Source organism: Pseudomonadota bacterium (assembly GCA_037200975.1).
In the GTDB taxonomy this organism is placed as follows: domain Bacteria; phylum Pseudomonadota; class Gammaproteobacteria; order Steroidobacterales; family Steroidobacteraceae; genus CADEED01.
Genome location: JBBCGI010000001.1, coordinates 2,490,737 through 2,513,078 on the forward strand (window position 1 = coordinate 2,490,737; position 22,342 = coordinate 2,513,078).

General features: G+C 64.5%; 16 protein-coding genes. 10 read left to right on the forward strand and 6 right to left on the reverse strand.

What is annotated here, in order from left to right; translation table 11 throughout:
• Positions 1-109 precede the first annotated feature (109 nt).
• The gene (locus WDO72_11215) at positions 110-559 is read left to right on the forward strand and encodes an NUDIX domain-containing protein (protein ID MEJ0086246.1); all 450 of its coding nucleotides are present in this window, start codon (positions 110-112) and stop codon (positions 557-559) included.
• Here the strand turns inward: WDO72_11215 and WDO72_11220 are convergent, their stop codons facing one another.
• From WDO72_11220 to WDO72_11240, 5 genes are read right to left on the reverse strand one after another with little or no spacing between them, the layout of a single operon-like run.
• A complete protein-coding gene (locus tag WDO72_11220; GenBank protein MEJ0086247.1) occupies positions 560-1,540 on the reverse strand; it encodes a D-2-hydroxyacid dehydrogenase in 981 nt (326 codons plus the stop codon).
• Between the two features lie 4 nt (positions 1,541-1,544).
• Complete coding sequence (locus WDO72_11225) at positions 1,545-4,655, reverse strand: efflux RND transporter permease subunit (protein MEJ0086248.1); 3,111 nt, start codon at positions 4,653-4,655, stop codon at positions 1,545-1,547.
• A 19-nt stretch (positions 4,656-4,674) separates the two neighbouring features.
• Positions 4,675-5,781, reverse strand: a complete 1,107-nt coding sequence (locus WDO72_11230; GenBank protein ID MEJ0086249.1) for an efflux RND transporter periplasmic adaptor subunit — start codon at positions 5,779-5,781, stop codon at positions 4,675-4,677.
• Positions 5,782-5,791: 10 nt separating this feature from the next.
• Complete coding sequence (locus tag WDO72_11235) at positions 5,792-7,228, reverse strand: TolC family protein (GenBank protein ID MEJ0086250.1); 1,437 nt, start codon at positions 7,226-7,228, stop codon at positions 5,792-5,794.
• A 45-nt stretch (positions 7,229-7,273) separates the two neighbouring features.
• Complete coding sequence (locus WDO72_11240) at positions 7,274-7,912, reverse strand: TetR/AcrR family transcriptional regulator (GenBank protein MEJ0086251.1); 639 nt, start codon at positions 7,910-7,912, stop codon at positions 7,274-7,276.
• A gap of 126 nt (positions 7,913-8,038) precedes the next feature.
• Between WDO72_11240 and WDO72_11245 the strand changes: the two genes are divergently transcribed.
• The 5 genes from WDO72_11245 to WDO72_11265 are packed head-to-tail and all read left to right on the forward strand — an operon-like array spanning position 8,039 to position 12,416.
• Positions 8,039-8,344, forward strand: a complete 306-nt coding sequence (locus WDO72_11245; protein MEJ0086252.1) for a FeoA family protein — start codon at positions 8,039-8,041, stop codon at positions 8,342-8,344.
• Positions 8,345-8,371: 27 nt separating this feature from the next.
• Complete coding sequence (locus WDO72_11250; protein MEJ0086253.1) at positions 8,372-10,240, forward strand: ferrous iron transporter B; 1,869 nt, start codon at positions 8,372-8,374, stop codon at positions 10,238-10,240.
• A gap of 8 nt (positions 10,241-10,248) precedes the next feature.
• Complete coding sequence (locus WDO72_11255; GenBank protein ID MEJ0086254.1) at positions 10,249-10,494, forward strand: DUF6587 family protein; 246 nt, start codon at positions 10,249-10,251, stop codon at positions 10,492-10,494.
• Positions 10,491-11,375: a helical backbone metal receptor gene (locus WDO72_11260; protein ID MEJ0086255.1), complete on the forward strand. Its 885-nt coding sequence runs from the start codon at positions 10,491-10,493 to the stop codon at positions 11,373-11,375. Before WDO72_11255 ends, WDO72_11260 begins: the two co-directional genes overlap by 4 nt.
• Before the next feature lie 27 nt (positions 11,376-11,402).
• Complete coding sequence (locus tag WDO72_11265; protein ID MEJ0086256.1) at positions 11,403-12,416, forward strand: cupin-like domain-containing protein; 1,014 nt, start codon at positions 11,403-11,405, stop codon at positions 12,414-12,416.
• A 33-nt stretch (positions 12,417-12,449) separates the two neighbouring features.
• Here the strand turns inward: WDO72_11265 and WDO72_11270 are convergent, their stop codons facing one another.
• Positions 12,450-13,961 carry a tryptophan halogenase family protein gene (locus WDO72_11270; GenBank protein ID MEJ0086257.1) on the reverse strand — a complete coding sequence of 504 codons (1,512 nt, stop codon included), beginning with the start codon at positions 13,959-13,961 and terminating at the stop codon, positions 12,450-12,452.
• Between the two features lie 154 nt (positions 13,962-14,115).
• On the opposite strand from WDO72_11270, the gene WDO72_11275 reads away from it, so the two are divergent.
• The 4 genes from WDO72_11275 to WDO72_11290 all read left to right on the forward strand — a co-directional run bounded on the left by WDO72_11275 (position 14,116) and on the right by WDO72_11290 (position 22,308).
• Complete coding sequence (locus WDO72_11275; protein MEJ0086258.1) at positions 14,116-15,651, forward strand: tryptophan halogenase family protein; 1,536 nt, start codon at positions 14,116-14,118, stop codon at positions 15,649-15,651.
• Positions 15,648-17,156 (forward strand): tryptophan halogenase family protein, encoded by a 1,509-nt coding sequence (locus WDO72_11280; protein ID MEJ0086259.1) that lies wholly within the window; start codon positions 15,648-15,650, stop codon positions 17,154-17,156. The genes WDO72_11275 and WDO72_11280 overlap by 4 nt, the downstream gene beginning before the upstream one ends.
• Before the next feature lie 8 nt (positions 17,157-17,164).
• The gene (locus WDO72_11285) at positions 17,165-18,700 is read left to right on the forward strand and encodes a tryptophan halogenase family protein (GenBank protein MEJ0086260.1); all 1,536 of its coding nucleotides are present in this window, start codon (positions 17,165-17,167) and stop codon (positions 18,698-18,700) included.
• 500 nt (positions 18,701-19,200) lie between these two features.
• Positions 19,201-22,308: a TonB-dependent receptor gene (locus WDO72_11290; protein ID MEJ0086261.1), complete on the forward strand. Its 3,108-nt coding sequence runs from the start codon at positions 19,201-19,203 to the stop codon at positions 22,306-22,308.
• The last annotated feature ends 34 nt before the right edge of the window (positions 22,309-22,342 follow it).

The following is a 22,342-nucleotide window of genomic DNA, read 5'->3' on the forward strand; positions in this document are numbered from 1 at the left end:
GACTTACGGGAATTAGCTCTGACGGTCGCGCTCTAGCAGAAGCGGGGCGCGCTAATTCCCGTAAGTCCGACCCGGCACCGACTTGCGGCACCGACCTCCCTCACCCACCGTGGTTTTACCAGTCCAGCATTTTGATAACGCCGCAGCGCCGGCCGCTTTCTCGGCTGGTGTCGTGGTGCTGCGCAAGACCGATGAAGGCTGGCGCGTGCTGCTGCTGCGCGTCTACAACTACTGGGATTTTCCCAAGGGACGCGTCGAGCCCGGCGAGACCGCGCTGACTGCCGCGAAGCGCGAAACCCGCGAAGAAACCACGCTCGAGGATCTCGAGTTCGCCTGGGGCGAGCGCCACATCGACACCGTTCCGTACGGCCGCGAGAAGAAGGTGGCGCGTTACTTCGTCGCGCGTACGGCGACGGAGCAGATATTCCTGCCGATCAATCCCGAGCTCGGCAAAGCCGAGCACCACGAATGGCGCTGGTGCGAGTGGGAAGCCGCGCAGCAACTGGTACCCGAGCGTCTCTGGCCGGTGCTGCGCTGGGCGCGGGATACCGCCGGCTAACTACACGACGCGCCCGCGCCGTCCGCCGCGCAGAAAATCCTCGACGTTGAGCGCGAGTTCGTCGACCGCGCGCTGGCGCGCTTCGAAGGCCGCCCAGGCGATGTGCGGCGTGACGAGCAGATTCGGAATGCCGGGCGCGAACAGCGGACTGCCATTCACGGGTGGTTCCTGCGGCAACACGTCGATGGCCGCGCCGCCCAGCGTGCCGCCGCGCAGCGCGTCGACCAGCGCCGCGAGGTCGATCAGCGCGCCGCGCGCGGTATTGATCAGCAACGCGTCGCGTTTCATCAGCGCCAATTCGCGCGCGCCGATCAGTCCGGTCGTGGCCGGTGTGAGCGGGCAGTGCAACGACAACACATCCGAGGTGCGCAGGACTTCATCCAGCGACACGCGCTCGGGACCGACCGAGACCGGGCTGTCGGCCTGGTGGCCGGCGCCCGGCCGCTCGGCGACCAATATGCGCATGCCGAGCGCGTCGCGCGCCGCCTTGGCGACCGCACGTCCCAACGTGCCATGCCCCACGATGCCCAGCACCTTGCCGGAAAGTTCGCGGATGGACGCGCCGGGCACGGTAAATTGCTCCGATCGCGACCAGGTGCCGTCGATCGCCGCCTGGCCATAGGCGCGGAAGCGATGCGTGAGCGTGAGGATGGCGCCGAGCACGTGCTGGGCCACCGACACGGTGCAGTAATCGGTGATGTTGCACACGGCGACCCCAAGCTCTTTCGCGGCTTCGAGATCGATGTTGTTGGTGCCGGTGGCGGTCAGGCCGATGAAGCGCAAGCCCGGCACCGCACGCATACGCGCCCGCGTGATGTTGTGCTTGTTGGTGAGGATGAACCCGCAACCCGCGATGCGCTGTTCCACCTCGGCCTCGCTCGAGGCCGCATGCAGCGTGACGCCGGGCAACACACGCTCGAGATTGGCCGTGTCGAGGTCGTCGTGGCTGACCGTGCCGAAATCCAGGAATACTGCTCTCACCTAACTAGTTCTCCAGGCGCGAGGCCGGCGCGAAATTTGCGCCGGCCGGGACGGCAAGTGTGCCACCTGATTGCGCCTGGAGTGAAATTGACGGCGGTATGAGCTTGTACATCACGGGTGTGACCAGCCGGGCCAGCAGCGTGGAGGTGATCAATCCGCCGATGATCACCCACGACATGGGCGAATAGAGCCCGATGTTCTGCAGCGCCAGCGGCAGCAGGCCGCCGATGGCCGTCGCCGAGGTCAGCAGGATGGGCAGGAAGCGGATCTCGCCGGCCTGCTCGATGGCGTCGTCGAGCGGTACGCCCTGCTCGCGCAGCTGATTGGTGAAGTCCACCAGCAGGATCGAGTTCTTTATCTCGATGCCGACCAGCGCGACGAAGCCGATGGACGCCACGAACGAAAGGTCGTTGCCCGACAGCAGCAGCATCAGGAGGCCGCCGAACACGCCGAGCGGCACCACCGTCAGCACGATCAGCGTCGATTTGAAGTTGCCGAACTCGAGCACGAGGATGGCGAAGATCCCGAAAATTGCCACGATAATCGCGATGCCGATGCCGCCAAAAGCCTTCTGCCCGGCTTCCTTCTCGCCACCCAGCGAATAGTGATAACCGCGCGGCCACTGCATGGCGTCGAGCTTCGCGGTGATCTCCTGCGTCAGCTGCCCGACGTTGTACCCCTCGGCCGCGTCGGCATCGATGGTCATCGCGCGTTCGCGGTTGAAGCGCTGGATGAGCGTCGGCGCCCGCTCGAACTCGAGCGAGGCGAGCTGCGACAGGGGCAGCGTGGCGCCACTCAGCGAAGGCACGCGCACCTGCTCGAGCGCGCCGAACTCGGCCTGCTGCGTGATCGGAGTGCGCACCACGATCGGATACTGCTCGCCGGTGTTCTCCTTGAACGTGCCGACGGGAATTCCCGCCACCGACAGCCGCACCGCGCGGTCGAGCTCGGCGGTCTGCACGCCCAGCTGCTGCGCCTTGCGCGAATCGATGCGCAGCTTGAGATTGGTGCGCGCCACGCTCAGCGGGTTCCACACATCACGCGTGCCCGGCGTCGATTTCACGAGCTCTTCGACCTTGTGACTCAGACTTTCGATGACGGTGAGGTCGTTGCCGATCACGCGCACCGAAATCGGCGCCGAGATCGGCGGCCCGTTGGCGAATTCCTTCACATAGATACGCACGCCAGCGTAGCGGCCGAGCCGCGTGCGCAGCTCCTGCAGCTTCTGCGGCGTGGCGCCGGTGTCGTATTCGTGCAGCTGCACGAACACTTCGGCGTAGTTGGCGGCGTCGTTGCGCTGGATGTGGTTGTAGTAGATCTGCGGATTGCCATGGCCCAGGTTCGAGAACCAGCTGCGCACTTCGGGCATGCGGCGCAACTCGTCTTCGACGAAGCGCAGTGCGCGGTCGGTCTCCGACAGCGATGTCCCGTTGGGTGACTCGACCTGGATCAGGAACTGCGGCGTATCGGCTTTCGGGAACAGGCTCGAGCCGATCACCGGCACCACCGCGGCGGACAACAGCAACGAGCCACCGATCGCCGCGGCGACCGTCAGCTTCGGCCGATTCAGGCACCAGTGCAGCGCCGGGCGGTAGTAGTTGTGGATGACACCCATCACTTTCTTCAGGAACACGTTCTCGTGCGACTGCGCCTTCTCGCTCAACACGCGGCTGGTGAGAAACGGAATGATGAACAACGCCAGCAGCAGGGAACCGATGATGGTGCTGACCACCGCCATCGGCAGCACGCGGATGAATTTGCCGGCGGTACCCGGCAGCGCCAGCAACGGCAGGAACGCGAAGATGAGCGTCGCGGTGCAGCCGAGGATCGCCACGAAGATCTGGCGCGTGCCGTCGAGCGCGGCCTGGATGCGTGTTTTCCCCATGCGCATGTGCCGCGCGATGTTTTCCACCACGACGATCGAATCGTCGACCAGCAATCCGAGCGCGACCACGAAGCCCGCGATGGACAGCTGGTTGAGCGAGTAGTCGAGGAAATACAGGCAGGCGAGGCCGAACGACAGCGACAGCGGGATGGAGATCATCACGATGCCCGCGGCCCGCCAGCCCAGCGGCAGCAACGTCAGCAGCACCAGCGCGATCGCGATGCCGAAGTCGCCGTACAGGCGATTCAACCGGTGCCGCACGTTCTCCGACTGGTCGAAGCCGATCTCCATGCTGACGCGCTTCGGGAGATTCGCGGCGTAGTTGTTGGCGGCCGCGACGACGCGTTCGCGCACTTCCAGGATGTTGTAGCCGTCTTTCTGGTTGGCGGTGACGAACACCGCGCGTTTGCCCTTGTAACGGCCGGTGTAACTGTAGGCCGAGGTGTTCCAGCTCACGTCCGCCACGTCGCGGATACGCACGATGCGGCCGTCGACCGAGGCGATCACCGTGTCGCGCACCTGGTCTAGCGTCGTATAACTACCGGAGGTCTTCAGCGAGAAGCTGCGCGGACCGAGATCGACGAAGCCGGCCGGGATGTTGGCGTTCTCGCTCTGCACGGCGCCGATCACCTGCGCGGGCGAAAGATTCAGCTCGCCCATGCGCTTGAGATCCACGGCGATGCGCAGCTCGCGCGACGGATAGGCCCAGCTCTCCGCGGTGCGCACGCCGTCGACCGTCTTCAGCGTGTCCTTGAGCTCGCGCGCGTAATCCTCGAGCTCGCGATACGGGGCGTCGTCCGACACCAGCGCCACCTGCAGCGTATTGACCAGCCCGGGCGAGAAACGCCGGATGACGATCTGCGTTTCCGGCGGCATGTCCGGCCGCAGCGCGTTCACTTCGCGCGTGACCTCGTCGAACTTCTTGTCCGCATCGACGAAGGTTTCGAATTCGACCGCGGTGAACGACACGCCATCACGGATCGACGTCTCCATCTTCATGACGTCATCGAGCGCGGCGATCTTGTCCTCGATGGGTTTCGAGACCAGCCGTTCCAGGTCCTTCGGGTCCGCGCCCGGGTAGATAGCCGCGATGGTGTAACCAGGGATCTTGAAGTACGGGTCTTCCTCGCGCGGCACCTTGGTGAACGCGTACCAGCCGAGCGCGATCAGGCACAAGAACGCGACCAGCGTGAACTGGTAGCGGCGGATCGGGAATTCGAGGAATGACATTGCGCGATCCCCCGGTGTTTCAGGAGGCCGCGGGCGTGGGCGGGCGGTTTTCCGCCTGTTTGGTGGTGTCGCGCAGCACCTCGACGGCTTCCCCGTTCTCGAGGAACAGCGCGCCATCGGTGATCACGGCTTCGCCCGCACTGAGCCCGCTTTCGAGCGCGATGCTGTCCGCCGTGATGAACGCCACGCGCACATCGCGACGCTGCGCCTTGCCGCCGTCGATCACGAACACGCTGGCGCGGTCGCCGTCGCCTTCGACCAGCGCCGCCATCGGCACGTAGGTCAGCGGCGGTGCTTCGTTGGTCGGCGCGAGCCGCAGGCGAGCCACCAGGCCGCTTACCAGCCGCGGTGGCGGTGAATCGAAATGCACCTCGACCGGAAACATGCCGGTGCGCTCGTCGGCGGCGCTCGCAATCTCGACCACCGTGCCCGTCATCGGCTGGCCCGGGAACGCATCCATGCGGATCTCGCCCTTGTCGCCGAGCTTCACGTTGACGATCTCGCGATCGGCCAGCGCCGCGCGCACCACGTAACCGCGGTCGCTTTCGCCCAGCACCAGCACCGGCGCTCCGGCCGGCACCAGCTCGCGTTCCTCGGCCAGCTTGCGCATCACCATGCCGTCGCGCGGCGCGGTGATCACCGAAAAACCGAGGTTGAACTGCGCGGACTTGAACTGCGCGCCGGCCATGGCGGCCTGGGTGCGCAGATCCTGCAACTGCTCGAGGCTGATGACCTGGTCGGCGTACAGATTCTCGCCGCGCTTGAGATCTCGCTCGGCCTTGTCGGCCAGCTGCCGCGCCTGCTCGACCTGCGCGCCGACTTCCGTCAGCTCGATCTCGGCCAGCCGCTGGCCCTTCTTCACGACATCGCCTTCCTGCACATGGATGCGGCGCACGACGCCACCCATTTTGAAAGACAGGCGCATTTCGTGTTTGGTGACCACGATGCCGCTGGTGTCGATGGGCGGCACCGCCGGTCCACTGCGGGCATGCTGGATACGCACCGGCGTCGCCTTCGCCACTTCCGGCGCGGGAGTCTTGCCGCAGCCGGTCAGCAGCGTGATCAGCAACACGAGCGCGACGATCGATGCGCCCGCGAACGTTCCGTATTTCTTTTCAGTGTTCATGTTGCTGTCTTCATGATGGGTCGACAGGCAGGCGGCCTGCGGCGGTGGCGTAGTCGAGCTCGGCCTGGCGGGCGAGCACTTCGAAACGCGTGACGTTGAGATTGAGCTCGGCGCCCGTGAGGCTCGAGCGCGCGTCGATGAATTCGACCTGGCTGATCGCACCTTCGTCGCGCTTGCGGCTGGCGATCCGGAACGCGGCGCGCGCGGCCTCGGCACGCGCCGCGGCAGTGGCGAGCGAATCGGCGCTGGTCTCGAGGCGGTCGAGAGTCTGCTGCACCTCGAGCTGCACCTGCTGGGTCAGCTCATCGCGCTGCGTTGCCGTCCTGCGCGCCACGGCGTGGGCCTGGCGCACCGCGGCGCGGCGCGCGCCGCCATCGAAGAAGGTCCAGTTGAGCAGCAGCGAGATGGTCGCGTAGTTAGACCCGCGGCCGAATTCGTATTCCTCGCCCTGGATGCCGCCATCGGCGCCGAGCGACAGCGTCGGCCAGCGGTCGGCGCTGGCCAGCCGCGTCTGCGCCTCGCTGGCGCGAGTCAGCGCCTGCAGCTGCGCGATTTCCGGCCGGTTGTCGAGCGCCGCCTGGCGCAGCTCCGCCAGCGCGCGCGTGGTGGCGCTCACTTCCGGGGCGATCTGCGCATCCTCGAGTACGGTGTCGAGCGGCCGATTCAGCAGGAAGTTGAGGTAACTCTGCGCCTGCGACGCGCCGTTGCGCGCCTCGCGCGACTGCTGCGTGACCGCCAGCAATTCGGCGCGCGCCCGCAGCACCTGGTCCTGCGTGATTTTCCCGTTGCGAAACAGCGAATCGTTCACGCGCAGGTTCTCATTGAGCAATGCGAGGCTGGCATCGACGATGCCCTGCGTGCGCACCGACGACGCCCAGGTCAGGTAACCCACGGTGATGTCGCGTTTGAGCCGCCGCGCCAGGGCCTGGTGCGAATACTCGCTGGCGCCCAGCAGCTCGCGTTGCGCACGCACGGCGGCGGGTATCGCCGGCGCTATCAGCGGCATACGCAGCGTGATGCGCGTGTCCTGTTCGCGCTCGCGCAGGAAGGCGATGGTCTCGTTCTGCACCACGGGAAACTGCGGCTGCTGCCCCTGCGCCACGAGCAGATCGTTGAGCGTCTGGTAGGCGGGATTCAGCGCATCGCCCAGTGGCAGATCGATGGTGCGGCCGCCTTCCGAGCGGCTGTAACGCGCGGCGAATCCGAGCTCGGGAAAATAACGCGCGCGCGCTTCGTCCAGCGCCGCTTGGCTGCGCTCCACTTCGAGCGACTGCGCGCGCAGGCTCAGGTTGGATCGGAGGCCTTCGCGCACGTAGCCGTCGATTACCGCCGCCAGCGGCCGCGCGGCTTCCTCGGCCGTCTGAGCCCGCGCTTCATGGCAAAAGGCCCCCAACAGCAACAGGGCCGGCAGAGCCAGATTTCTCAGATGTTCAGTCGCTGGACGCATGTCTAATGGCGGACGCAAAACATTCCCTGTTGAAGAAGCCGGACTTCAGGCCTTGAGATCCCTCGTGATCATGCTGATGGCATGGTCGATCAGCGCCTTGGCGGTCACGCCGTGATGTGTGAGGGCGTAGGCCTTCGTGGTGGTGAGCTGGATGATGCCGTGCATGAAGCCCCACAGCGTCACGCTCATCAGCAGCGGCGAGCCAATGTCGGCGCGCACGCTGCCATCGCGGACGCCGGCTTCGATGGCTGCGACCAGCGTCGCCTGCAGACGGTCGCCGCCGAGCGCGCACGCCTGCTCCGAAGGCGAGCCCTCGGTGGGTTCTGGCGTGTGCAGCTCGCAGCGCGCCAGTGCGTCGAAAAGCACGGGAAATTCCTGCGAAAAAGCGACGTAGGCGCGGCCCATGGCGCTGACCTGGTCGAGGCCGGTCCGCTGGCGTTCGGCGGCCTCGACGAAACGCGCATGCAACATGGTCATGGCGCGCTCGGCGAGCCCGAACATGAGATCGGAGCGATCCTGGAAATAGACGTACAACAGGGCGCGCGACAACCGCGCGCGGCGCGCCACGTCGTCCATGGTCAATGCATCGAGTCCAACCTCGCGGCCTGCCGCTTCGGCGGCATCCACGATCTCGGTACGGCGTCGTTCCTTCTCTTCGAGTCTTCGTTCGGCGATATAGCTCATGGGCGGAGAGCCTAGGCGCGGGTCTGACGTAATGTCAATTAGTAGAGCTATGTGCAAACTGCGACTGGACGCAAATGCGAACCCCTCGCATTTACTTCAATGACCCCGAAACCCATACTTCTATGCATGAAAACGCCCGATCCGAGCAGCCTCCCACCCATTGCGCTCGCCGAATTACGCCGCGGCGAAAGTGGCGTGGTGAACGGCCTCAACGCGGCGGCATTGGGCGAAAGCGCGCAGGAGCGCGACTCGATGCTGTCGCGTCTGCGCGATCTGGGCTTCATTCCCGGTGCCCGCTGCGAGGTGATCGCGCGCATGTGGTTCGGCGGCGATCCCGTGGCGGTGCGAATCGGCGGTTCGACCTTCGCCCTGCGCCGCGTCGAAGCCGCCGCGGTGCGCGTCACGCGTGTCGCGCAGCTGGCCGCGGCCTGATTCGCCGGCTCGCCTCTACCTACCTACATGGACGCCACCGTAAAACCCCTGCGCATCGCGCTGGTCGGCGTGCCCAATTGCGGCAAGACCGCGCTGTTCAACCGCCTGACCGGCAGCCGCCAGAAGGTCGCTAACTACCCTGGCGTGACGGTCGAGCGGCGCGAGGGGGAACGGATCGCGGCCGACGGCCGCGTGCAGCACGTGCTCGACCTGCCGGGTACTTACAGCCTCAAGCCCACGACCCTCGATGAGGCGATCACGCGCGACGTTTTGCTGGGCCGCGTGGCCGGCGCGCCGGCGCCGGAGCTCGTGGTGTGTGTGGTCGACGCCGTGCATCTGCCGATCGGCCTGCGCCTGGCGCTCGAAGTGAAGAGCCTCGGCCTGCCGATGGTGCTGGCGCTCAACCGCATGGACGTCGCGAAGCGGCGCAATGTGCACATAGACGTGGCGAAGCTGTCGGCCGAACTCGGCGTGCCGGTGCTGCCGACCATCGCGGTGAAACGCGGCGGCGCCGACGCGCTGATCGAAGCCATCGAGCCGATGCACTGGCTGAACCAACGCAGCATCGCGACGCCGGCCTGGTTGGAGCCATCGGCCGAAGATGCCGAACAGCGGCAGAAGGATCTGCAGGGCGTGCTCGGTGTGGTCGGTTACCGTGCGCCGGTGGAAAGCGCATGGTTCGCGCGACTCGATGCGCTGCTGCTGCATCCCGCCGGCGGCCTCGCGGTCCTCGCCGCGGTCCTGTTCGTGATGTTCCAGGCCGTGTTCAGCTGGGCCGAAGCGCCGATGGACTGGATAGACGGCGGAATGGCCAGCCTCGGCGCATGGACCGGTGCGCACCTGCCCGCAGGACCACTCAATAGTCTGCTGGTGAACGGCGTCATCGGCGGCGCCGGCGCCGTGCTGGTGTTCCTGCCGCAGATCCTGATCCTGTTTCTCTTCATCCTCGCGCTCGAGGATTCCGGCTACCTGCCGCGCGCGGCCTATCTGCTCGACCGGCTGATGGGCGGCGTGGGGCTCTCGGGACGCGCGTTCATTCCGCTGCTGTCGAGCTTCGCCTGCGCGATCCCCGGCATCATGGCGGCGCGCACCATCCCGGGCTGGCGCGACCGGTTGACGACCATCATGATCGCGCCGCTCATGACCTGCTCCGCGCGCCTGCCGGTGTACGCACTGCTGATCGGCGCGCTGATCCCGGCCAAATCCGTCGGCGGTTTCAACCTGCAGGGACTGGTGATGTTCGTGTTGTACGTCGCCGGAATCGTCGCGGCCGTGCTGGTTGCGTACGTGATGAAGCTGTTCGCGGGCGTACGCCAGTATTCGCCGCTGATGCTGGAGCTGCCGGACTACCAGTGGCCGCACCCCGGCAACTTGTTGTTAGGCCTGTGGGAGCGCGTGAAGATCTTCCTGAGCCGCGTCGGCGGCATCATCCTCGCGCTGATGATCGTGTTGTGGTTCCTGTCGAGTTATCCGGCGCCGCCGCCGGACGCCACGGGCCCGGCGATCCAGTACAGCTTTGCGGGCAAACTCGGGCAGATGCTCGAATACGTCTTCGCGCCCATCGGCTTCAACTGGCAGATCTCGATCGCGCTGGTGCCTGGGCTCGCGGCGCGCGAAGTCGCGGTCAGCGCGCTCGGCACCGTCTATTCCATGTCCGCCGCGGGCGACGACGTCGCCGGCCAGCTGTCGCCGGTGATCGCCAGCACCTGGAGCCTCGCCACCGCCTGTTCGCTGCTGGCCTGGTACGTGTTTGCGCCGCAGTGCCTGTCCACCCTTGCGGTGGTGAAGCGCGAGACCAACTCCTGGCGTTATCCCATCATCATGGCGGCCTATCTGTTCGCGCTGGCGTATGTCGCGTCGTTCATCACCTACCGCGCTGTCGCGGCGTGGACGTGAGGGAGATCATGATTCAGCAGATCATCGTCGCAGCCATCGTGATCGCCGGGTTCTCGGCCAGCGTGTGGAAACTCATGCCTGCGAGGCGGCGGTTGCGCGCGTTGCTGGCGCTCGATGCCTGGGCTGCGCAGCATGCGTCGCTGGCGCGCTGGCGCGAACGGTCGCTCAAGCCGCGCATCCTGCGTGCCGCGGGCACGGGTTGCGCCGGCTGCGCGGCCAATGTGGGCACGCGCCCGAATCATCCACCGCGGTGAAATTCGCCTGCGCTTTCGTTGTTGCGCTGCTGGTGGGGCCGGCGCTCGCCGCACCTGCGCGCAGTGTGCGCGACGACACGGGCGAGCTCGTCGCCGTTGCGACCGACGGCTGCCGCATCGTCTCGCTGGCACCGGGTACGACGGCCATGTTGTACGCCGCGGGCGCGGGCCATTGCCTCGTGGGCACGATCGCGCATAGCGATGAGCCGCCCGAGGCGGCGCAGGTTCCGATCGTCGGCGATGCGGAGACGCTCGATTTCGAGCAGTTGATCACGCTGCGGCCGACGGTCGTCGTCGTCGCCGTGGACGTGGTGCAGCGCGTGCGCATCGACCGGATCCGCGCGCTGAAGATTCCCGTCTACCAGGTTCACGTGACGCGGCTCTCCGACATGGCCGATTCGGTGCTCCGGCTCGGGGAACTTGCCGGCACCGAGCCGGTGGCGGCTCGCAAGGCCGCGTTATTGCGCGCCGAACTCGCATCGATCGGCGCCCGCTACGGCGGGCGGCCGCGCCTGCGGGTGCTCTACCAGATATGGGATCTGCCTATCTACACGATCGGCGGCCGGCACGTGATCAGCGATGCGCTCGAGCTGTGTGGTGCCACGAATATTTTCGCGGATCTGCAGACCGCGGCCCCGGCGGTGACGCGCGAGGCGGTGGTGTTGCGCAATCCGGAAGTCATTCTCGTCTCGGCGCCCCCGTCGGCGGCGGCCGAATGGCTGGCCGCATGGCGCAAGTTTCCGATGCTCACCGCGGTGCGCGATGCCCACCTGGTCGAATACTCCGACGAGCGCATCGATCGCATGGGTCCTTCTGTGATCGCCGCGACCGCCGAGTTGTGCGCCGTGCTCGATCGCGCGCGCGGAAGCCGTTTGCGATAGGCTCCCGGTCGAGGTCGATCGAAAGCGATGAGCACGCCCTATCAAGCCATCACGGTCCGGGACAACGTCGATCCAGACCAGTTCCACACCGAGATCGTCGCGCAGAATCGTCCGGTGGTGCTGCGAGGCGTCGTCGCAAAATGGCCGGCGGTCTTTGAAGGGACGCGATCTGCCCTTGCCATCCGGGACTATCTGCTGCGGTTCGACGCAGGGCGGCGGATGCGCGCGTTGTTCGGTGACGCGTCCATCCAGGGCCGCTTTTTTTACCGCAGCGACATGCGCGGATTCAATTTCGAGCGTCGCGAAGTGTTGCTCGGAGAAATGCTCGATCGATTGATCAGTCCAGCCGAAGGCGAACGTCACTCGGCCGCGTACCTGGAATCCACGCCCATCGCCGAACATCTGCCCGGCTTCACCGCGGAGAACCCGCTCGCACTGCTGCCGTCGTCGGTCGCGCCGCGTATCTGGCTCGGCAACACCGTGACCGCGCAGACGCACTTCGACTTGCAGCACAACATCGCCTGCGTCGTGGCAGGCCGCAGGCGATTCACGCTGTTTCCGCCGGACCAACTACCGAATCTCTACGCAGGTCCGTTCGACTTCACCTTGTCTGGTCCGCCCGTGAGCATGGTCTCGCTGCACGATCCGGATCTCGGCCGGTATCCGAAATTCAAGGACGCCCTCGAACACGCACAGACGGCCGAACTCGGCCCGGGCGATGCGCTCTACATTCCGTACTTCTGGTGGCACCACGTCGAATCGCTCGAGAGCTTCAACGTGCTGGTGAACTACTGGTGGAATCCGGCACGCACCCTTGGCGGCTCGCCGTTCGACTGTCTGCTACATGGCATCCTGACGCTGCGCGATTTGCCGCCGGAGCAGCGCGAAGCCTGGCGCATCGTGTTCGACCATTTCGTGTTCCAGCGCAGTGGCGATCCGATGGCGCACCTGGCGCCGGAGCATCGCGGCCTGCTCGGTGCGATGACGCCCGAACGCGCGCGCGAGATCAAATCCATCCTCGTGCGGCTGCTGAGCAAATAGCCGCCGCCGCCGGGATGCGGCGGTCAGTGCGCTTTACCCCGGGGCTGCCGCGCAATTGCGCGCAATGAACTCGCGGTGCGTGGGCATGGTGTCGACGGATTTTCCGATCGTCGCCTTGATATGCGACAGGCGTTTGCGCAGCTCGTCCTCGGTCAGGACATCCACGAGCGGATCGTAACTGCGCGGCTGGACGTTCTGGCCGACCATGACGGCGAACCAGCTCGTGTCGGTGAAGAGTTCTTCGTTCTCGCGAAAAACGCGGCCGCGCTCGCGGAACAAGTCGAGTTTCTGTTGCAGGAAGTCCGGAACACTCATCGTGCGGCAATAGTTCCAGAACGGTGAGTCGTCCCGTTCCGTCGCGTTGTAGTGGAGCACGAGGAAATCGCGGATCCGCTCGTATTCCCACGTCAACACGCGGTTGTATTGATCGATCTCCGCCGGTGCGAAGGTGCGATCCGGAAACAACGTCATCAGGTGAGCCAGCGCACTCTGCACGAGATGAATGCTGGTCGACTCGAGCGGCTCCAGGAATCCCGAAGCAAGCCCCAACGCGACGCAGTTCTTGACCCAGAACTTCTTCCTGCGCCCGGTGACGAACCGCAGGATGCGCGGCGCTGCCAGCGGCGCTCCGTCGAGGTTCGCGAGCAAGGAGGAAGTAGCCTCATCGTCGCCGATGTGCGCGCTCGAATAGACGTAGCCATTGCCGATGCGATGTTGCAGCGGGATGCGCCATTGCCATCCCGCCTTGCGCGCGGTCGAACGCGTGTAGGGCGTGAACTCGCCACCGCTCTGGCAGGGCACCGCCACCGCGCTGTTGCACGGCAACCAGTGCGACCAGTCTTCGTAGCCCGTTTCGAGCGCCTGCTCGATGAGCAGGCCGCGAAAGCCCGAACAATCGATGAACAGATCTCCGTCGACGCGTTCGCCGCTTTCGAGCACCACGGCTTCGATGAATCCATCCGCAGCGCGCCGTTTGACATCGACGATCTTGCCTTCGGTCCGCGTGACGCCGCGTTGTTGCGCGTAGTCACGCAGGAAAAGCGCATACAGCCGTGCATCGAAGTGAAATGCATAGGCGATCTTCGAAAGCGGCGAATTGCCGGCATCGACCGGCCGCATGAACTTGCCCTGCCGGCAAGCAGCCACCTGTAAAGAGAAATCCCCCAGATCCGTATCGGGTTCGAGTTCACGCAGCTTCAGCCAGTACGCATGAAATGAAACGCCCTCCATGTTCAAGCCATAAGGACCGAACGGATGGATGTACTTGTGTCCGAGCCGCGTCCAGTCGACGAATTCGATGCCGAGCTTGAAGGTCGCCTGCGTCCTGCGGATGAAGTCGTTTTCGTCGACGCCCAACATCCTGTTGAAGGTGTTGATCTGCGGAATCGTTGCCTCGCCGACACCCACCGTGCCAATCTCTTCCGACTCGATGAGGCGAACCTTGCAGTAGTCGTTCTTGAGAAATCTCGCGAACGTCGCCGCGGCCATCCAGCCCGCCGTTCCGCCTCCCACGATGACGATGGTTCTAAGTCGGTTGGTGTTCACTTCGATGGCTCATGTCTTTAGGAATTTTGCATGATGTCTAACAAATCGATCCGGCAGCACAGGGCACGGAGATGCTCCGGGTTGCACCGCCACGCCAATTGTTTCACGAAACCCGGAATATCGATGCACGCAAGCGCAGTTCGGCAGCGAGCGCATGAGTAGCTTGCCGGCCACGGGCGGCAACAACCCGATCCGCAGCATTGTCATCGTTGGGGGAGGAACCGCCGGATGGATGGCGGCGGCCGCGCTCGCCCGCGTGTTGCGCCCCGGAGCGCAGACCATCCGCCTGGTCGAGTCGGACGAAATCGGCCGCGTCGGAGTGGGCGAGGCGACGATTCCGCCCATCTCCATGTTCAACTCGCTGCTCGGCATCGATGAAAACGATTTCCTGCGCAAGACCCAGGGCACATTCAAGCTCGGCATCGAATTCGTCGACTGGACGCGCCTCGGCCATCGTTACCTGCATCCGTTCGGCGAATTCGGCATCGACATCGAGGCCGTGAAGTTTCACCAGTTCTGGCGCAAGTTCCACCAGCGCGGTGAGGTTCCCGACATCAGCGAGTACTGTGTTCCTGCGGTGGCATGCAAGCTGGGCCGCTTCGCGCGCACCGATCCGGATCCGCGCAGCGTGCTGTCGCGCCTCAAGTACGCGTTTCATTTCGATGCTTCGCTGTATGCGCGTTACCTGCGCGGGTTTGCCGAGGGTCGCGGCGTCGTGCGCCACGAAGGGGAAATCGTCGAAGTTCTGCGGCGCGCGGCCGACGGCTTCATCGAGGCGGTGCGCCTGGCGAGTGGCGCGACCGTCGAGGGAGATCTGTTCATCGACTGCAGTGGATTTCGCGGCCTGCTGATCGAGCAGACACTGAAGTCAGGTTACGAAGATTGGTCGCAGTGGCTGCCCTGCGATCGGGCCGCGGCCGTGCAGTGCGAGAGCGGCGGCGAGCTCACACCGTTTACGCGCGCCACCGCGCATGGCGCGGGCTGGCAATGGCGTATCCCGCTGCAGCATCGCATCGGCAATGGCCATGTCTTCTGCAGTCGTTATCTCAGTGACGACGAAGCCTGCGCGACGCTGCTCGGCAATCTCGATGGGCCCGCATTGGGGGACCCGAAGATCCTCAAATTCACCGGCGGCATGCGCCGTAACTCATGGGTGAAGAACTGCGTGGCGCTGGGTCTGGCGAGTGGGTTCATGGAACCGCTCGAATCGACGAGCATCCACCTGGTGCAAGCCGGCATCACCCGCTTGCTGGCGCTCTTCCCGAACCGCAACTTCGATCAGATCGAGATCGACGAATACAACAAGCTCATGCGCAGCCAGTACGAGCGCATCCGCGATTTCCTGATTCTCCATTACTTCGCCACCGAGAGGCGCGACACGCCTTTCTGGAACTACTGCGGGAACATGCAGATTCCCGAGACGCTCAGACACAAGATAGATCTGTTCCGCCTGCACGGCCGCCTGTTCCAGCACGAGTACGAGCTGTTCGCGGACGCGAACTGGGTAGCCGTTCTGCTCGGTCAGAACGTGCTGCCCGATTCCTACGATCCGCTCGTCGATGGCGTCGATGAAGCTGCGGTGAAACGCAAATTCGAACAGATTCGCGCCGCGATCCGCCTGACGGTCGAGAGCCTGCCGACGCATCGCGCCTTCATCGAAAAACACTGCGCCGCGGAACTGAATCGATGAGTGATCGGAGGATCAGGAACATCGTGATCGTCGGTGGTGGAACCGCCGGCTGGATGGCGGCGGCTTCGCTGTCGCGATTCCTGAGTCCCGGGTTGTATTCGATCCGCCTGGTCGAGTCGGCGGAGATCGGCATCGTCGGCGTGGGGGAAGCCACGGTGCCGCATATCCGCTTCTTCAACCAGACGCTTGGCTTCGACGAAGCCGACTTCATGCGCAAGACGCAGGCAACTTTCAAACTCGGAATCGAATTCGTCGACTGGGCGCGCCTCGGTGATTCCTATATCCATCCGTTTGGCGATTACGGCCGGTCACTTCGCGGCGTGAAATTCCATCACTACTGGAACCGGCTGCGACTCGCGGGCGATGACACGCAGATCGACGAATATTCGCTGCCCATCGCCGCGGCACGGCTGGCGCGCTTCGCACCGCCCAGCGGCGATCCAGCCTCGGTCCTGTCGACTTTCTCGTACGCCTTCCAGTTCGACGCCACATTGTTCGCGCCGTACCTGCGCGCCTACGCGGAGAATCGCGGTGTGCAACGCACCGAAGGCCGCGTGGTTGACGTGCAGCTGCGCGGGACCGACGGCTTCATCGAAGCGTTGACGCTGGCGAGTGGCGAGCGCATCGAGGGCGACCTGTTCCTCGACTGTTCCGGATTCTTCGGGCTGCTGACCGAGAAGACTCTGCACACCGGCTACGAAGACTGGACTCACTGGCTGCCTTGCGACCGCGCGGTGGCCGTGCCCTGCGAGAGCCATGGCGAGCTACTGCCGTACACGCGCGCGACCGCGCGCACTGCCGGGTGGCAATGGCGCATACCGCTGCAGCATCGGACGGGTAATGGCTACGTGTATTCGAGCCGGTACGTCAGCGACGACGAGGCGGCGGCAACCTTGATGTCCCATCTCGATGGCAAGGCGCTGGCCGAGCCGCGGTTCCTCAGGTTCGTCACCGGCCGGCGCAAGCAGACCTGGAACCGCAACTGCGTGGCGATCGGTCTCGCAGGCGGTTTCGTCGAGCCGCTGGAATCGACCAGCATCTATCTGATCCAGGCGGCGATCACGCACCTGCTCGAACTTTTCCCCGACCGCGATTTCGATGCGCTCAACAGCGGCGAATACAACCGCGTCATGGACATCGAATTCGAGCGTGTGCGCGATTTCATCGTGCTGCACTACCACGCCACCGAGCGAGACGACACGCCGCTGTGGAACTACGTGCGCACCATGCCCATTCCGGACAGCCTGGCGTACAAAATGGAACTGTTCCGCGAGCGCGGCGTGGTGATGAATTATCAGGTCGGATTGTTCCACGAGCCGAGCTGGCTCGCGGTGTACCTGGGTCAGCGCGTGATGCCAGCGCGCTACGATCCACTCGCGGACATTGCGTCTCTCGAAGAGGTGCAACGCGACGCAACGGTGATACGCGCCGCCATCCGGCAGGCGGCCGGCACTCTGCCGACTCACGCCGAATTCATCGCGCGTTATTGCGCGCCACGTAGTTAGGCGGCCGCTTGGGCAAACCCGTTGACAGCATATTGATCGCCGGTTCCGGCTTCGCCGCCTGGGCGAGCGCCGCGATGCTGGCGCGCGCCACCGCAGGCCGCGTCGCGTTGCGCGTGGCCGCCGATCGCCCCGACGCCGACACCAGAATCGAGGAGCTCATGGGCTCGTGCCGGCCGGCGGTCGCCGCCGCGCACTACGGGCTCGATATCGACGAGTCGGGATTCATGCGCGCGACCGGCGCGACGTTCAAACTCGCCACCGTGTTCCAGGACTTTCGCGCACCGGGCGAATCGTACCTGCACGCCTTCGGTGACATTGGCGCGAGGCTGGATTCGGTGGCTTTTCACCAGTTGCTGAATCGCGCACGGCTGGCACACGAGCCGATACCTCGACCCGACCAGTGTTCGCTGGCCGCCGTGGCGGCGCGCGCCGGCCGTTTCACGCATCCCGCCGCGGACAATCGCTCGGTGACCTCGACGTACGACTACGCGTACCAATTCGACGTTGCCGCGGCCACGGCGTACTTCCGTGCGCTCGCTGAACGCCAGGGCGTGCGCATGCTCGCCGGTCACATCCGCGATGTCGGGGTCGGAGCAGATGGATTTCTGCAAAGTGTGACGCTCGAAGGCGGCGAGCGTGTGACCGCTCAGCTGTTCCTCGATTGCTCAGGCGCCCACAGCCGACTCTTGGGTCAGGCCCTCGGAGTTCCGTTCGACAGCTGGAGCCGGTGGCTGCCCTGCGATCGGGTAGTGCACCTGCGAACCGCACGCGCCGGCGATCCGCCGCCGGCCACACTGGCCAGAGCGTGTGCCGTGGGCTGGCAGTTGCAACTGCCATTGCAGTCCCAGGATGTGCACGCGCTGTTTTACGCGAGCGCGCATTGCACGGACGAGGCGGCAGCACGCGAACTCGGCAAGTCGCTCGGCCTGGTCCCTGATGCGTTGCCCGCGTCGGCAACGCTGGCCAGCGGTCGCCGCCGCAAGTTTTGGGTTGGCAACTGCATGGCCATCGGCGCCGCCGGCGGGGTTGTCGATCCGCTGGCGAGCACGTCGGTGCAGCTCATCTACAACGCCATCGCGCGCCTCACCAGCCTGCTTCCGCAGCAAGACTGCGCTGCGGGACTGGTGGGCGAGTACGAGCGGCTCACCACGTTGGAATATGAACGCGCACTGGAATTCGCCGCGCTTCCTTACTGCACCTCACTACGCGTCGACTCGCCGTTCTGGCGTGCGTGCCGGGCCATGTCGCCGCCGCCGATTCTCGACTATCGGCTGAAGCTGTTCAGGCGCGGCGGCCGCCTCGCGGCGTTCGACGACGAACTATTCGAAGAGTCGGACTGGGTCAGCGTGTTGCTCGGGCAAGGAGTGTGGCCGGCGCTGCCCGACCCGCTCACGTTATCGCTGGATGCCGCGCAGCTTGCATCCCAGACTCGCCGCATGGCCGAGATCATGCGCCAGGCGGCCGAGGCCATGCCCACGCACCAGCGATATCTCGAACAACTCGGAATCAGCGGCGGGTCTGCGCCACGGACTGGCTCCGCATGACCTATCCACGTTTTTCGTAACGTGCGAACCAGCGGCACCGTGGATGCCGCGACGCGGCAGGGCCTCCTGATCGCTCAATGTCTTCTCAATGTACCGTTGTCATGTGAAGACATCACGCTGTCGCAGCACTACAACGTTGCCCTAACTGCTGCGTATCGCCCCTTCGCGGAAGCACGGGAAAACATGCGTTTCCAAGCGCATAAGACAGAGTCCAAGTGCAGCGCAACTACCGGAATACCAGTTGCGATGGCGAAACACATCAGCTATTAATACCGGCAAGCAAGAACCTGCAAGAAGTTGCAAGATCGTGCAAGAACTTGAGTGTTGGCGCGACTGTGAGAGGACAGTCGTTACCAGTGCCAGATCGACTACACAGGGGGGGATTCACGGTGTCTGATCAACAGAAGCGCTTTGCGCTTGCGCAATTAGTTAGGTCTTGTCTGAAGGCGAGGCCTGCGGCACGCAGCGGAATTTCCGCGCTCGCACTTGGCGCCATCGCCATGTCTCCATCCTTCGCCCAGGCGCAGAGTGCAGATGCCGCGGCTAACAAGGACGACTCGCAGGACTTGCAGGAAGTCGTCGTCACCGGCATTCGTTCGAGCCTGGAGTCTTCCCAGGAAATCAAGAAGAGCGCCGACGTATTCGTCGATTCGGTGACCGCCGAAGATATCGGCGCGATGCCCGATCGCAGCGTGACCGAGGTGTTGCAGCGCATACCCGGCGTCGCCATCAATCGTTTCGCCGGCGCCAACGATCCCGATCACTTCTCGATCGAGGGCAGCGGTGTCGTGGTGCGCGGCCTGAATCAGGTGCGCAGCGAGTTGAACGGCCGCGACACGTTCTCGGCCAACAACGGCCGCTATCTGAGCTTCGCCGACGTTCCGCCGGAACTCATGATCGGCGTGGACGTTTTCAAGAACCAGTCTGCCGACCTGATCGAAGGCGGTCTTGCGGGCACGGTCAACCTGCGCACGCGTACGCCTTTCGATGCCGAGGGTCGTGTGTTCGCTTTCACTGCCGAAGCGAGCTACGGCGATTTCGTGGAGGAATGGGCGCCGACCGGCTCGTTCCTCTATTCCGACCGTTGGGAGACCGGTGTCGGTCAGTTCGGAATCCTGCTCAACGGCGTCTATTCCGAGCTCAAGTCCCGGTCGGACGGCGCGCAGGCATCGAGCTTCCAGCAGCGCCCGGGCCGTGTCCCCGGCGATCCTTCCGCTGACGATCTGTGGTTCCCGTCCGGCGCGGCGTTCCGCACCCAGGACTACGATCGCGAGCGTATCGGCGCGGCGTTCGCCGCGCAGTGGAAGAGCAACGACGAGACGATGGTCGCCACGCTGCAGTACCTGCGGTCGGATGCGACCACCAAGTGGACGGAGCACGCGGTCGAAATCGCAACCGACGTGGTCGAACAGCAGGCGCAGGCTTCGTATCCGCAACTCGGCACCACGTTCGATTTCAACGACGAGGGTGTGTTCACCAATGGTCTCATCACCGCCAACACCGGCTGGCGCGACGACCAGAACGCGGCGGGCAACCAGCGCACACCTATCTACGGTCTGCAGAGCAACAACATCGCGCGTGGCGAGAACGACAACTACGTCACTTCGGACTACGCCCTGAACTTCAAGTGGCGTCCGAACGATGCCTGGGCGGTGACCTTCGACGCCCAGCATGTCGAATCCACGACGGACGTGCTCAGCATGACGATGTGGGGCTCGACCTATCAGAACGCGGCGATCGACCTGCAGCACGGGATTCCGCGCGTGAATTTCAGCGGCCCGTCACAGGATGGAACGGTCGACAACTGCACGCCGCCCACCGGCGCCTGCCCGTCTTATTTCAACGGCAGCCACAATAGCTTCTCCGATCCGTACAACAGCTTCTGGCGCGCCGCGATGGATCACATCGAGCAGAGCGAAGGCGAAGAAGATGCCTACCGCGTCGATATCGAACGCTCTTTCGAAGATGCCGGCATTCTCAAGAGCATCAAGGTCGGTGGGCGCATCGCGGAGCGCGATCAGACCACGCGCTTCACGACTTACAACTGGGGTGTGCTGAGCGAAATCTGGGGCAATGGCGGACCGGTCTGGTTCGATGACCCGGCCGATGGTGTCCCTGGCGGCACGGGCGGATCACCCGCCGGCGCACAAACCGCGCTCTTCGCCTTCGATAACTTCATGCGTGGCGACGTTCCGGTCGCGGCAGTCGTGCCTTTCTATTCCGGCAACCTCACCAGCCGCAAAGGGTATGACGAGCTTTCGGCGTACGCGCTCAATGTTGCCGGTGAGTGGGTCAATAACGTCGGCGGCTCGCAGTATTGGGAGCCGCTCGCCGATTCGCGGCGCGGAGCGGTCATTCCCGGCACGCCATTCCTGCCGAGCGAGATCAACGTCACCAACGAACAGACCGACTCGTTGTACGCCATGATCAAGTTCGGGAAAGACGCCGCGGACGATGGCGTTGGAATCAGCGGCAACGTGGGCGTGCGTTGGGTGAGGACGGACTTTACCGCCGATGGCAGCGTGGCCTACCCGGTTGCGGGTTCCCTGACCAGCGAGGCGGACTGCCTGGATCTGGAAGAAGGACAGGCGCCTACTGCGTTCTGCCTGTTGCCTCTTGACCAGCGCCAGCGCGCGCGGGCTTTTGCGACAGGCGGCAGCGATCCGGTTCACGCGAACAACACCTACGACAACTTCCTGCCCAGCTTCAACCTGAAGGTGAACCTGTCACCTCAATTGCTGCTGCGCTTCGGCTTCTCGAAGGCAATGGCGCGGCCCGATCTGGGCTTGACCCGCTCGGTGTTCAACATGGCGCCGCGTACGGTGGATGGCGTCTGGTCCGGATTCCAGGTGGGCGAGACCGGTGGCGGCACCGGCAATCCGTATCTCAAGCCCACCCGGGCGACCCAGTACGACGGCTCGATCGAGTGGTACTTCGCACCAGTCGGCTCGGTGACTTTCTCGGCGTTCTACAAGTCGCTGACCGACGTGGTTACCAACGGTATTGGCATTGTTCCGATCACGAACAATGGCGAAACCTACGACATCTACACGGTGCAGCCGGTCAATTCGGATGAGAAAGGAACAGTCAAGGGTCTCGAAGTCGGTTACCAGCAGTTCTATGACTTCCTGCCCGGGTTCTGGAGCGGCTTCGGCATCAACGCGAACTACACGTACATTGACAGTAAGGGTGTACCGCAGAGCTCGTTGAACGCCACGACGGATACTCCGGCCTCCGGCGAGGCGAACGTGGACACCTCGTTGCTGCCACTGGCGGGATTGTCGAAGGACAACGTGAACTTCGGCCTGATGTACGAGAAGGGCCCGGTCTCGGCCCGCGTCGGTTACAGCTGGCGCTCGCGCTTCATCCTGACCGTGCGGGACGTGATCACGCCGTTCGCGCCTATCTACAACGAGGACACAGGCCAGCTCGATGCCTCGTTCATGTACTCGATCAACGACAAGATCAAGGTCGGCTTCCAGGGTGTGAACCTGGCGAACGAAGTCACCAAGACCACGCAGGTCCTGAACAACGACCTGCTGCTTGCCGGCCGGTCCTGGTTCATGAACGACCGGCGTGTTTCGGTGGTCGCACGCATGACGTTCTGATCGGACTGACAGGTCTTTACAGACTTGACCCCGC